We start from the raw sequence: 12,882 nt of genomic DNA, 5'->3' as shown, positions 1-12,882 counted from the left end.
GTAGTGGTTTTCGTTCAGTGTACTGGTAAGTAGTAGGTAAACCAAGGAAATTGAAACGTTTTATCATTACCAAAAAGTCCTCGACTCGCGAGGACTTTTATGAATAACAAGCCGTTAGACACACGGCAAAACGTGGTGGTGCTATCAGTGTTTTTGCTGGAGCTCGCTAAACAACAGCGCCAAGCTGTCTTCTGATACTTTCGATGAGTCAACATGACATGATTGGCAACCATCCAAAGCTCGTGAACATTGTTGCTTCATCATCACGTGATCAAGATTTCGAATACCCTGCTTGCTATCGATTTCAATAGACTTAAATATGTGGCAGCGCTCAGTGTTCGGAGAATCAACCAAACCGACGATGGATACACCTTGCGATTTTGCGAGCGTCAATAGTTCTTCAAGCTTGTGTTGTAGTTGTTTGTTCATTTTTTGTCTACCCTAAACTGCGGCGATTAGTGTGCTCAATTTTCCTAAAGTTTAATGCACTGTCTTGATGTCACAACCTTGTCTTCGCAAAATCGTATCTCTGTCAAACTTTCTGTTTGAATCTGCCAGTTGCAATAATGTTAACATTTATAAAGCCCCACCACGCAAATGTAAATATATTGATACAAAAATCAATAACATGCTCACCAACATGAAACATAAAATTCATTGCACAAATAGCATGTTTTAACAAATTAACAATTGTAATTTGTTTTAACTTTATTGTAACGTAAGGGTATGGCGTACAGCGAATGCGCCAATAGGGCGATATAAATATCCAATCAGTATAATTACAAGCAGTAGGAAGGGATTATCTATGGGTGCAGTTCAAGCTAAGGATAGCAGTTCAAAATCAAGAAATGATGATGCTCACAATATCGGCACTACTTATTTCAAAGAAGTCTCCAATCATCACTTACTGACGGCCGAAGACGAACGTCATATAGCACGCAAAGCTCGTGCAGGCGATGCGCAAGCTCGACAAAGCCTAATCAATTCCAATCTACGTTTGGTTATTCGTACCGCCAAACGTTATATGGGAAGAGGTGTTGATTTCTATGATCTCATCAATGAAGGGAACATTGGCCTGATCCAGGCTGTCGATAAATTTGACCCTGAGCTAGGCTTTCGCTTTTCGACCTATGCGGTATGGTGGATTCAGCAATCTATTGATCGCGCAATCATGAATCAAGGTAGAACCATTAGAGTCCCGGTCCACGTTACTAAACAAATACGAGAGTGCAGCAAAGCGGAACGAGAACTGCGGAAAGAAGGGAAGCACGAACCTACATCTGCAGACATCGCTACTCGGACTGGTCGCTCTCCTGAAGATGTGAGTAAGCTTTTAAAACTCACCGAGCAATCATTATCTCTCGACAATGGTTGGGATGATGATAGTGATAGCAAAGATCACCTGCAAACCATTGACGACGATGACGTCTTTGAGCTGCCAGAGCGTGAAATTGTAAGTCAAAACCTTAATAAAGCCCTGCTTCAGTTGGTGGATAGCTTACCCGAGAAACAGCGCGTTATTCTTTATCATCGTTTTGGTTTACTTGATGACACTCCGAAAACACTGGAAGAAGTGGGGATGATTGTCGGCGTCACTCGTGAGCGTGTTCGTCAGATTCAAAAAGGGGCGATGGATGTGTTAAAAGAGAAACTTCACCGACAAAATCTTACAAAAGAAGAAGTGGTCTAGTAAACACTTGCGACTCGTCGTAATGCAATTATCTGATTGAATTGGATTAACTTAACGACAATCACAACACATAAGTAAAATGTTATCTATAGTCCTTCATAGTTTATCTTGAGGGACTTTTTTATGACGCAACATTTTAATGTCATGATTGCAGGCGCTTCTGGCTTAGTGGGAAGTAAACTTCTTGCTCTGTGAGAACAAACACAACATGTACAATCCATTACCGCATTATGCCGCTCACCTATCAACAGTGAATCAGATAAAACAAAGGTCATTCTAGATGGTGCATTAAGAATCACAGATTCGGACCAACTGCAGTGCACTCCCAGCCTTGGCTTTATTTGTTTGGGCACCACGCTTAAACAAGCAGGTAGCAAAGCCGCATTAGAAAAAATTGACTATGAGCTAGTCTGTGAAGTTGCGCAAACGATGAAAATGGTGGGGGTAACCCACATAGCGGTTGTATCCAGTTTAGGGGCATCGGCACGTTCCCTATCCCACTATTTAAAGTGCAAGGGTCGTGTCGAAGCACGTATTTGTGGGATGGATTTCCAACGAGTTGTATTTGCCCAACCAGGGCCACTTTCAGGAAGAGAAGCAAACCTCCGACCAGATGAGAAGTTTGTTCAAACTCTGTTCAAGGTCATCAACCCAATAATGAGAGGACCATTACGTAAATTCACCCCCATCCCGGCAGAGTCTGTTGCCAAGGCGATGCTTTATAGTCTGATAAACCAAGAAAGTACAAAATGCGTCGCGTATGATTCTGCAAAAATGCGAGACATGCTCGCCGATTATAATCACTAAACGTAATAACGAGCCTTACATATAACTTATAGCACTAACTAATGACATTTATTTATTGTTAACGATTACACGAGATCGGTAACTTAGCGCACTCATATCCTGAAACCCTAGTTAAACAAGGGTTTTATAAAAGCTAGAATATAAATAAAGGACGCTTATATGTCAGTTGCTGTTATCGCATCACTCGCGGTATTTGTGGGCATACTCTTTTTCTTGTACGGACAACAACAAAAAGAAAACACTCTCTCCCGCTTAGTATTATTTGGTTTGGTGCTTGGCAGTGCGTTTGGACTTGCGCTGCAACTTGTTTTCGGTGAAGGCAGTGTCGCTATCGCAACCACGCTTGAATGGGTGAGCATTATCGGCAGCGGCTATGTCGGCTTATTAAAAATGGTCATCATGCCCCTTGTACTCGTGTCAATGATTGCTGCTGTGGTCAAGCTCGAGAAAGGTGGTTCATTGGGCCAAATCAGTGGATTAACCATATCGGTACTGCTTGCGACAACCGCTATTTCAGCGATTATAGGCATTGCTGTCACACAGGCTTTTGGCTTGAGTGCAGAAGGCCTTGTTGAAGGCTCACGTGAAACGGCTCGAATTGCCGTACTCGAAAACCGAATTGATCGCGTCACGGACCTTAGCATTCCTCAAATGCTCATCAGCTTTATTCCAACCAATCCATTTGCTGATTTGACTGGCTCGCGTTCAACATCCATTATCGCTGTTGTCATTTTTGGTGTACTTACCGGTATCGCCGCACGTAAAGTGATGGTCGAAAAAGCGGAGCTTGAATCACCAATTCGTAACTTTGTCGAAGCGACGCAGTCAGTCGTAATGCGATTGGTCAAGATGATCATGGCACTGACGCCTTATGGTATCGCCGCTCTCATGGCAAAAGTGGTTGCAACATCAAGCGCTGGTGACATCCTAAGCCTCCTTGGATTCATTGTTGCTTCTTACGTTGCCATCTTCTTAATGTTTGTTGTGCACGGGCTTCTTGTTTCTCTCGTCGGTGTGAATCCAAAAGAATATTTCCAGAAAATTTGGCCAGTACTGACCTTTGCATTTTCCTCTCGTAGCTCAGCGGCCACTATTCCACTTAATGTTGAGGCACAAGTCACCAAGCTTAATGTTCCACCAGCGATCGCTAACTTATCAGCGTCATTTGGTGCGACGATTGGTCAAAATGGCTGTGCGGGTATTTATCCGGCCATGTTAGCCGTAATGGTAGCGCCAACTGTTGGTATAGACCCGATGGACATTAACTTCATCTTGTCGCTCATTGGTATTATCACCATCAGTTCATTTGGTATCGCAGGCGTTGGTGGCGGTGCTACATTCGCAGCTTTGATTGTTCTTCCTGCGATGGGGCTTCCAGTCACCATTGCTGCGCTGTTGATTTCTATCGAACCACTTATCGATATGGCTCGTACGGCACTCAATGTATCTGGCGCAATGACAGCCGGCACAATAACCAGCCGCTTGCTCAAGCGAAAAGAAGCAAAAACACTGAAACAAGCGAACGCTTAACTTTATGCGCCTTTCACTAAAGCGATGCTCATGCATCGCTTTTTTTCGTTAAAAACCTCTCATATAAAGCACTATTCGTAATAATTTTCAAATACCTAGCTAATTAGTGTCTATAATTTTCGTATTGTTAGAACAACAGTCAACGAATAACGAAATCGTGGTTATCTACCCTTGTATTTTGGTTAACCCTTTAACTCGTAAGGCCGTCATTAGCGCTGCCGATACGCTAGTCATTTGTATTATGGACGATGAATAACAACACTAAGTTTGCGACAAAAGTCGCCGTCAGTTTAACGTTAGCGTACCTTATTCCTTTTGGACTTGGGTGGCCTCAGGCATCAACAGCAGCCACTACCGTTATGCTCATCGCCTCTGTTGGCGGGCAAAGAGAATCTCTTAAGAAAGGGACACTTCGTGTTTTAGGAACCGTTGTGGGCGCGGTAATCGGGCTGCTCCTTGTCGGGTTATTCGCACAAGAACGCCTTTTATACATGCTGAGCGTATCTGTCATTGTCTCCTTCATCTTTTATTTTCGTAATGCCTACCAAAAAGATCCAACGCTGTTTATGCTCACGGGTGTCATGACCCTGATGACCTCCAATGGTGGAGATGCCACAGGAGCCTTTATCTATGGCGTTGACCGTGCTTACATGACCATTTTCGGCGTAGTGGTCTATACGCTAGTTGGCACATATCTATTCCCGAATAAAATTGAACAAAACCTTCGCGAAATGACCCAAACAACACTACAAACTCAGAGGGATTTGTTTGAATCTGTGGTGACATTATTGAACGTCCACATTCACTCGGAAGTTGCACAACCCAACCACGATGACAAAGTCAGTCCCTCTAACGACACCGCAGAACTAAAAACACGCATTGATAAGCAAATAGCCACATTGTTTAAGGCGCAAAACGAGCTAGAACTTCGTTTTGCCAATGTGAGCAAGGAATGCAGCGAGGTTTCCGCTCACCTTCGCGAATGGAAACTTGTCTTGCACTACACGCAAAACGTCACACAGCTCTTAGTGAGTACCGCTCACGGTCACTTTCATCATGGTAATAGCCAAGCAATGATGCGAGATTATGAGGCGTTTATTGATGATATCGACGCATTGTTTCAACGTTGTCATGAAGAATGGCACATCACCGATTCTTCATACCGAGCGAGCGAGAACAAAATTGAAATTGATGCAGAGGTACTAGGCGAAGCTGAGCATCTCAGCAAAGCCACGGCATTAACCCTCGCTTTTGTCATGAATCGTCTTCAATCTCAGTTATCCAGGCTCGCTGAAACCATCAGCTGTATTGATTCAATGACCAAACAGGTCTCTTTCACTGAAAAACTTAAGCCACCGCCAAGCACGTTCGTTTGGTGGGACGCTGAGAATTTTAAAACCGCCATTAAAGTATTCATCACGTACTGGGTATCGAGTGCGATATGGATCTTCATCAATCCTCCCGGCGGATATAGCTTCGTTATTTTTTCCACTATTTTTATGTCACTGCTTTCGTTTATGCCAGTGCACCCAAAACTGTTGGGCGCATTATTTACCTTTGGTTTTGTCTTCTCAGTGCCTGCCTACATTTTTGTTCTTCCTCAGCTAGAACTAGGCGTTGAATTAGCATTGTTTCTCTTTATCTATACCTTTATTGGCTTTTATTTATTTAAAGGCCCTATTACGATTTTTTTCATGTTGGGGCTATTCACGTTAGGCATCAATAATCAAATGACCTACCATTTCGGCATTATTATGACCATTATGATGCTGTTTTATTTAGTCGTTATCATGATTGTTTTTTCACACTACTTTCCTTTTTCCTCAAAAGCCGAGCACCTATTTCTTACCGTTCGCGAGCGTATGTTTCGCCATCAATATCATCTAATTGGTCGTATTCAATCTCCAACTCCTTCTTGGTTAGATAGGCTGCTCATCCCATTACACGCAAAAACAATGAATATTGCCGCAAAAAAACAAACTTTATGGGCCAGTAAAATTGATGTCCGATACTTCTCTGAGAATACCACTCAGTCACTCAATCACTACGCTTCCGCATGCCAGACCTTAGTCAATCACACCAACAACCTTTTAATGGCTCAATCAAATCTGAAAAATAACCCATTGATTACTAAGCTTAGACAGGAGCATCACGATACCGTGATACCAAAACTAATTAGGCTGCACAACACGCAGGCCGAATCAACACCCAGTGAACAAACTAAGCGACACCGTGTATTTTCTTCGCTCCACCACGAATACAGTAAAACAGAACAAGCTATTGAATCATTTTTTCAAGGATTGGATTTGGACAACTATAGCCAAGACGACATCGCAAGCTTTTACGTGTTTCTTAATTTGAAGCGCAACGTGTTTGAATCTCTGATTCAGGTGAACAACGCAAGTCAATCACTTGCGTTTGCTAACCTAAAACAGCGCCGCTTTTAGGGATAGAACAATGACCAGCTTTAATTACCGCTCACCTTTGATTCTATTCGCTACCGGCATTTTATCGGCATGCACAACGGTTGGACCTGATTTTCAGCTCGAAAACGAATCGACGCCCCTGCCGAGTCATTGGACATCCGAGCAAACAAAACAAGACAGCCTCTCCACCGCCATTTGGTGGCAACAGTTTCAGGACCCAACGCTGAATAGCCTGGTCGCACAAGCCTCTCAGCAAAACCTTGACGTAGAAGCGGCTGGGCTGCGCATATTGCAAGCTCGCTCTGTACTCGGTATTGCCGATGGATTTCGTTATCCGCAAGTGCAAGCGGTGTCCGGAAACCTTGCGTATGCCTATCAAAACACTCATTTATTCAATAACGCGGCGCTCACCTTCGACACAGGTTGGGAGATGGATGTGTGGGGAAAATACGCACGGGGGATCGAATCGGCACAAGCAAGCTATTACGCGTCAATCGCCTCTTACAACGACATACTCGTTACCATTACCTCAGAGGTTGCGCGCAATTATATTAACTACCGTACCTTTCAAGAACGTGTATTGCTTTCGCAACGCAATATTGAGATACAACAACGCGTCGTAAACATCACTCGTGTTCAGTTTGAGTCAGGCAATGTAACCGAACTCGATGTGCAACAAGCACAAAACCAATTATTTACCACGATGGCCGCATTACCAAGCCTTAAGGTCGCCATGCTACAAGCCAGAAACGCGCTCGCTGTTTTACTTGGAACCTTACCAGAAGACGTCATCCCACTACTACACACTGGTATTGAAGACAAAATTGCGCTTTACGAGCAACAATTTCAGGCCAGCGGTCGAAAAGTATCGGCCCGCGAGAGTGATGCGTTTTCAATCGTTCCGTCTGCCCCTGAATTAACACCTGATATCGACGCCAGTTTGGTGCTTAGACGACCTGATTTACAAGTCGCCGAACTGCAAGCTCATGCCCAAAGTGCTCAGATTGGTGTCGCTGAAGCGGCCCTCTACCCTAGCTTTTCATTATTTGGTTCGATAGGCATTAACAGCACAACCCCAACTGGCAGTAGCTTTAGCTTTAGTGATTCACTGACCCTTATCGCAGGTCCAAGTTTTAGTTGGAACATCTTCCAATACGGACGGATCAAAAACAACGTTCGCTTTGAGGATGCACGCTTCCAAGAAACCATCACCAACTACAACAAAAAAGTACTGCTCGCCGTTCAAGAAGTGACTAACGCACTGGAAGCCTATGAACTATACCAAGAGCAGCAAGCCTTGCGACTCCAATCGGTTGATTCTTCGATTCGAGCCTTTAACATTTCTATGACTCAATATGAAAATGGGCAGATCTCATTCGAGCGATTGTTAAGTTCATTAGAAAAAATGACACGAAGCGAAGACAGTTACGCGCAGATAAAAGGCAATGTTTCAAATCAGGTCGTTGCGTTGTACAAAGCGCTTGGTGGGGGTTGGCAAGTTCGTTCAGGTAAGGCGTTTGTCGCCCCTAATTTAGTTGAAAAAATGAAACAACGTACTGACTGGAGTGATCAATTGTCTGAAGAAGCAATCACAATGCCTTCCATAAGCCGTGACAAGCAGGCAACACCACAGGAGCAACCCTAATGCCCCATGAACTCGCTTGGGGGGATATCTACTTCTCCCCACTCCTATTAGTGTTGGTTATTGCACTCTGTGCAACTTGGATCACAGTGATTATTTTGAATAAGACAAAACTGGCGCGTTTTGTTGTCTTCCCATCGCTGACATTTTTAGCCTTACTCGTGGTGTATGTCGTTGCTATTGATAGCTTTTATTTAAGGTTCTAGGTCATATGAAAAAACTAATTGTCGTAATAATTAACCTTGTTGTAATCGGTGTTGCGGTTTGGTTTGGCTATCACAAATATCAAGAATACTTTCATAATCCATGGACACGAGACGGACAGGTTCGAGCTAACGTTATCAAAGTCGCGCCACGAGTATCTGGACCAATCATTCACGTGGCAGTAAAAGACAATCAAATGGTGTCTCAAAATGACCTGTTGTTTGAGATTGACCCAGAACCCTACATAGTGACACTGTCACAAGCTGAGATCGCCTTAGAGCGAGCAATTGTCAGTGCCAAGGGTAAAAAAATTGAATATGACCGACTGCTTGATATTCGCAAGAAAGACAAAGGTGCCGTTTCGCACAAAGACTTAACGCGCCGAGAGATTGCTTATGAAGAATCGCTGTTACAAATCAAGGCGTCTAAAGAGAACATTCGTTCTGCGGCACTCAATCTTAGCTACACCAAAGTCTATGCAAGCGTAGATGGTCTCATTTCCAATTTGGATATTCGCGACGGTACCCAAGCGGTGGCCAATCAACCCCTTATCGCTCTTATCGATCAAAACAGTTTTTGGGTGTTTGGCTTTTTCAGAGAAAACCAACTTAGTCGTATCAAGCCTGGCAGCGAAGCAAAGGTCACGTTAATGTCTCACCCCGATCAGCCGATTCCTGCCACCGTAGATTCTATCGGCTGGGGAATTGCGCCGACTGACGGGACCGTCGGCTATAACCTACTACCTAATGTAAACCCTGTATTTCAATGGATTCGTCTTGCGCAGCGCATCCCCGTTCGAATAACGCTACATGAACTACCGGAAGGCGTCGCACTGCGGTTTGGATTGAGTGCTTCGGTGATGGTGACGCAACACGAAGACGATAAAAGTGAATCAATGGAATAAGGCGTAATGATGAAATGGAAAGCTGGGCAACAGATTAAGAAAATCGATGACAGCAATAATTTTTTCTACCTGACACTATCATTGGTGGCGTTACTGGTCAGTGCGTCACTTGCAGAAGTAGTCGGTCGTGGCATCATTGAGCATATTCTTCAAGCCTTTATCATTTGGACGTTTATTGTCTGCTTAGCCAGTTTAAGGTTTGATCGTAAATGGTTCCACCTTCTATCATTATTGATGGGGGTATGGATTGTGGTTCTTGTTGTTAAAAGTGTATTTGAAATACCAGAAATGGATGTGGCGATGTTAGCGCTAACGTTTACTTTTTTCTTTACCACATTCCAAAGCACTGCCAAGCAGGTATTATTCAAGGGAGAGGTGAATACCAATAAAGTTATCGGCTCTGTCGCATTATTTCTTCTACTCGGCCTAATGTGGGCTATCGTTTATTTATTGATTCTAGAATTTTCACCGGCTGCATTTACCGGAATGGAAAGAATATCTTGGGGAGAAAACTTTTCCAATGCAGCCTATTTTAGTTTTATTACATTAACAACCTTGGGCTATGGCGACATCAGTCCAGTCACACCGTTAGCAAAGGTTATCGTATATTTGGAGGCTATCACTGGCGTATTTTATATGGCCATTGTGGTATCAAGTTTAGTTAGTGCCAATATCGAGCACAGGGAACATTAAAGATGGATAAACAAATAGAACAACGTCACAGCAAGGTTTTTATCAACAACATGGTGGAATCTGCCATTCGTATTGGATTGTTAATTCTGTTGATTAACTTTACCTATGGCATCGTCAAACCTTTCATCATTCCAGTCCTGTGGGGAGCCATCATCGCAGTGGCATTGTTGCCCTTGACGAAAAAGCTAGAACGAACCTACGGGGGCAAACGAGGACTAGCCGCCACGACCGTTACCCTGATAGGAATCAGCGTATTGGTTATTCCTTTTGCCTTAGTATCCGGGTCGCTCTATGAAGGCGTTGCCCATTCAACGGAAATCATTCAAAGTGGCAATATAAAAATACCCGGCCCGACCGAGAGAATCGCAGAGATACCCGTAATCGGTGACAAGCTTTACACTGTTTGGAATCTATTTGCGACAAATCTGGAAAAAGGTATCCAGCAGTTCCTTCCTGAGATTAAAAGCTTTTTAGGTACTATCGCTTCTATTTTAGGTGGCGCACTTACCAGTTTAATCATGTTCATCATTTCTTTAGCTATTGCGGGTGGGTTTATGGCGCACGCAGAAAAAATCTCCGGTGCTCTTGAAACTGTTGCAGTCAGGGCGGTCGGGAAAAAAGCTGAACAATGGGCCAACTTAATGGCCGCAACCATTCGAAGTGTCTTACTCGGCGTAGTCGGTGTCGCATTCATTCAAGCCGTTATTATTGGCGCCGCAATGTTCGTGTTTAAGGTGCCTGCCGCTGGTTTACTTACGTTAGCCACGCTGATTCTATGTATCGCTCAGCTCCCTGCTTTGCTTATTGTTGCTCCGGTTATTTTTTACGTCTATTCGACCGGAGATGGCACAAGTACGACCCTATTTACTATCTGGGCATTAGCAGGCGGATTATCTGATAACTTCCTCAAGCCTATGCTAATGGGTCGCGGTGTCGACGTCCCTATGCCTGTCATTTTGATCGGGGCAATCGGCGGCATGTTGTTTGCCGGTATCATTGGTTTGTTCTTAGGTGCGATTATCCTAGCGATTTGGTATGAACTGTTTTTGTTCTGGTTAAACTATGAAAGCGAAACCGAAGAAGCGACAACTGAAGTCATAGCGAATGAAAGTGAGACTGTACCCGATAAACCACAGTAAATAATTAGTTTTTGACCCACAAAAAGACCGCGCTAACATTCATCTTTTAGCGCGGTCTTTTTTCTAAACCGTAATAAACATTGCCGTAACTGTCCGCACAATCAAAGCGTTACCACTACTCTAATGGCCAGCAGTATTAGGATAACGCCAGACAACCTATCGATTAGCACCGCTTTTGTGCGGATATGCTCAACAACCCGAGCACTCGACAACACTAGCGTAATCAATGTGTACCACAAACCATCAACAATAAGTGGTGTCGCTACAATGATGAGCTGGTTGCTTAATACATTACCCAAAGCAACAAACTGACTAAATAAAGCGATGAAGAACAAAGCGATCTTAGGGTTTAAAATCGAAATTAAAAAACCCTCTCGAGCTGACTGCAGAATTGTCGTTCGTTCCCCAGATTCTAGCTTTGCGGCCACTCCTCCCTTTGAACGTAGCGCATTCACGCCCAAGTACGCTAAATACGCTGCCCCAGCTAAACTGATCGCCTTAAACAACATTGGACTTTGTTGTAAAACGACAGATAAGCCAACCAAGCTAATAATCGCGTAAATACCAATACCACACGCATGTGCCCACGCAGTGACGATGCCATTGAGACGCCCACCCGCTAAAGAATGCTTAGCCACGATGGCCAAACTAGGGCCAGGCGACATTGCCCCTAACAAACATACGGTAAAAAGTGATAGCCAAACGGTTAATGTCATTGAAATTTCTCCCTATTTGAGCTTAATCTTGCAACAGATAGGGTATGAAGGGAAATCAAATATAATCATCCAGTTCATGATTTGAAATCATGACGAATATCGATGTGGTTATCGAATGGAATATTCAGATAAACGCATCGCGGCTCGCATCTCTTCCCTTACCCATTTATGAGCAGGATCGTTATCGTACTTAGGATGCCACATTAGCCAGTATTGATGTGTTTGAGTAGTAAACGGTAGGGGTTTATAAACCAGTGGCCAATGCTTAGCGAGATTGACCGCGATATGTTCAGGCACCACCATCAAGTGTTCACTTGAGACTAATCTATTCACAGCAGCAGAGAAAAACGGAACTTTTAATGTGACATGCCTAGAGTAACCTTGCGCCTTCAACGCCAATTCTGTATCGGAATCTTTATCCCCGCCTCCTGTCACTTTTATATGAGAGAAGTGAGTTAACTCTGAGGCTGTAACCTCATCCTTTTTCGCCAATGGGTGGCCCGCTTTCATTAAACAAACGGAGGAATCAGAGCCAATGTGCATACTCGATACCCCTACTGGTTTCTCAGGGTACATAGACGACGCGATATGGATGCCTGTTTCATGAAGTTTGTCGAGGAGTTCAGGTTGCCACAGGCGATATGCCATATCTAACTGTGGCGCTAAATCGCTAAGGTGCGCGGCGATATCAGGCAATACGTACTGGGCCACATAATCGCTCGATGCCAGGACCAGTTCTCCCTGCCAATCTTTGGGATCAAACGGCTTATCATCTAATAAGTGCTCAAATTCTGATAGCAATGAATCCAGTTTTTCTTTCAACACAATGGCTCTTGGTGTTGCAATCAACTGATTTCCTTGGCGGACTAATAACGGATCGCCACACAACTCACGTAGCTGAGCAAGTTGTCGACTTACCGCTGACTGAGTAATGTGTAACCTTTTTGCCGTTCGACTGACGTGGCATTCTTCGATTAAGACATGCAAGGATCGTAGTAAATTTAGGTTAATATTATTGAGCACACAATCCTCGACTGGCTTGAGTTAGCACTAGACATTGGGGCGCCAGTATTTCACAAATCAAGGCGAGTAACGAGTGTGCGCTCACTTTAACGTTAACCATCATTCATT

General features: G+C 43.9%; 12 protein-coding genes. 9 read left to right on the top strand and 3 right to left on the bottom strand.

Translation table 11 applies throughout. From position 1 onward, the window contains the following. Positions 1–144: 144 nt before the first annotated feature. Entirely contained in the window at positions 145–429 is a 285-nt protein-coding gene (locus ACE1OE_RS05525) for a hypothetical protein (protein ID WP_102470567.1), read from the bottom strand. A 376-nt stretch (positions 430–805) separates the two neighbouring features. Here ACE1OE_RS05525 and ACE1OE_RS05520 point away from each other — a divergent pair, with 376 nt between their 5' ends. From ACE1OE_RS05520 to ACE1OE_RS05480, 9 genes are all read left to right on the top strand, one after another. Continuing rightward, entirely contained in the window at positions 806–1,690 is an 885-nt protein-coding gene (locus tag ACE1OE_RS05520) for a sigma-70 family RNA polymerase sigma factor (RefSeq protein ID WP_372060422.1), read from the top strand. A 345-nt stretch (positions 1,691–2,035) separates the two neighbouring features. Further along, complete coding sequence (locus tag ACE1OE_RS05515; protein ID WP_449210390.1) at positions 2,036–2,497, top strand: oxidoreductase; 462 nt, start codon at positions 2,036–2,038, stop codon at positions 2,495–2,497. Positions 2,498–2,656: 159 nt separating this feature from the next. Beyond that, positions 2,657–4,027, top strand: coding sequence for an L-cystine transporter (locus ACE1OE_RS05510; RefSeq protein WP_449210389.1), 1,371 nt, complete (start codon positions 2,657–2,659; stop codon positions 4,025–4,027). 248 nt (positions 4,028–4,275) lie between these two features. Then, on the top strand, positions 4,276–6,474 hold the full coding sequence (locus ACE1OE_RS05505; protein WP_449210388.1) for an FUSC family protein: 2,199 nt from the start codon (positions 4,276–4,278) through the stop codon (positions 6,472–6,474). Between the two features lie 10 nt (positions 6,475–6,484). Continuing rightward, the gene (locus tag ACE1OE_RS05500; protein WP_449210387.1) at positions 6,485–8,098 is read left to right on the top strand and encodes an efflux transporter outer membrane subunit; all 1,614 of its coding nucleotides are present in this window, start codon (positions 6,485–6,487) and stop codon (positions 8,096–8,098) included. Further along, on the top strand, positions 8,098–8,301 hold the full coding sequence (locus ACE1OE_RS05495) for a DUF1656 domain-containing protein (protein WP_102470561.1): 204 nt from the start codon (positions 8,098–8,100) through the stop codon (positions 8,299–8,301). The genes ACE1OE_RS05500 and ACE1OE_RS05495 overlap by 1 nt, the downstream gene beginning before the upstream one ends. A 5-nt stretch (positions 8,302–8,306) precedes the next feature. Beyond that, positions 8,307–9,203 carry an efflux RND transporter periplasmic adaptor subunit gene (locus tag ACE1OE_RS05490; RefSeq protein WP_449210386.1) on the top strand — a complete coding sequence of 299 codons (897 nt, stop codon included), beginning with the start codon at positions 8,307–8,309 and terminating at the stop codon, positions 9,201–9,203. Positions 9,204–9,209: 6 nt separating this feature from the next. Beyond that, positions 9,210–9,896: a potassium channel family protein gene (locus tag ACE1OE_RS05485; RefSeq protein ID WP_449210385.1), complete on the top strand. Its 687-nt coding sequence runs from the start codon at positions 9,210–9,212 to the stop codon at positions 9,894–9,896. Positions 9,897–9,898: 2 nt separating this feature from the next. After that, positions 9,899–11,035 (top strand): AI-2E family transporter, encoded by a 1,137-nt coding sequence (locus ACE1OE_RS05480; RefSeq protein ID WP_449210384.1) that lies wholly within the window; start codon positions 9,899–9,901, stop codon positions 11,033–11,035. Between the two features lie 101 nt (positions 11,036–11,136). Here the strand turns inward: ACE1OE_RS05480 and ACE1OE_RS05475 are convergent, their stop codons facing one another. Together ACE1OE_RS05475 and ACE1OE_RS05470 are read right to left on the bottom strand one after the other, a co-directional pair. After that, positions 11,137–11,751, bottom strand: a complete 615-nt coding sequence (locus ACE1OE_RS05475; RefSeq protein ID WP_102470557.1) for a LysE family translocator — start codon at positions 11,749–11,751, stop codon at positions 11,137–11,139. A gap of 108 nt (positions 11,752–11,859) precedes the next feature. Continuing rightward, positions 11,860–12,774, bottom strand: a complete 915-nt coding sequence (locus ACE1OE_RS05470; protein WP_449210383.1) for a LysR family transcriptional regulator — start codon at positions 12,772–12,774, stop codon at positions 11,860–11,862. Positions 12,775–12,882: the final 108 nt, after the last annotated feature.

The organism is Vibrio sp. E150_011 (assembly GCF_053544015.1).
This window is presented reverse-complemented; position numbering and strand designations above follow the sequence as displayed.

Excerpts from the sequence above, each read along its gene's own strand:
- ACE1OE_RS05525 (WP_102470567.1), bottom strand. The coding sequence starts at position 429 with ATGAACAAACAACTACAACACAAGCTTGAAGAACTATTGACGCTCGCA.
- ACE1OE_RS05510 (WP_449210389.1), top strand. The coding sequence starts at position 2,657 with ATGTCAGTTGCTGTTATCGCATCACTCGCGGTATTTGTGGGCATACTC.
- ACE1OE_RS05495 (WP_102470561.1), top strand. The coding sequence starts at position 8,098 with ATGCCCCATGAACTCGCTTGGGGGGATATCTACTTCTCCCCACTCCTA.
- ACE1OE_RS05500 (WP_449210387.1), top strand. The coding sequence starts at position 6,485 with ATGACCAGCTTTAATTACCGCTCACCTTTGATTCTATTCGCTACCGGC.
- ACE1OE_RS05505 (WP_449210388.1), top strand. The coding sequence starts at position 4,276 with ATGAATAACAACACTAAGTTTGCGACAAAAGTCGCCGTCAGTTTAACG.
- ACE1OE_RS05480 (WP_449210384.1), top strand. The coding sequence starts at position 9,899 with ATGGATAAACAAATAGAACAACGTCACAGCAAGGTTTTTATCAACAAC.
- ACE1OE_RS05475 (WP_102470557.1), bottom strand. The coding sequence starts at position 11,751 with ATGACATTAACCGTTTGGCTATCACTTTTTACCGTATGTTTGTTAGGG.
- ACE1OE_RS05490 (WP_449210386.1), top strand. The coding sequence starts at position 8,307 with ATGAAAAAACTAATTGTCGTAATAATTAACCTTGTTGTAATCGGTGTT.
- ACE1OE_RS05485 (WP_449210385.1), top strand. The coding sequence starts at position 9,210 with ATGATGAAATGGAAAGCTGGGCAACAGATTAAGAAAATCGATGACAGC.
- ACE1OE_RS05520 (WP_372060422.1), top strand. The coding sequence starts at position 806 with ATGGGTGCAGTTCAAGCTAAGGATAGCAGTTCAAAATCAAGAAATGAT.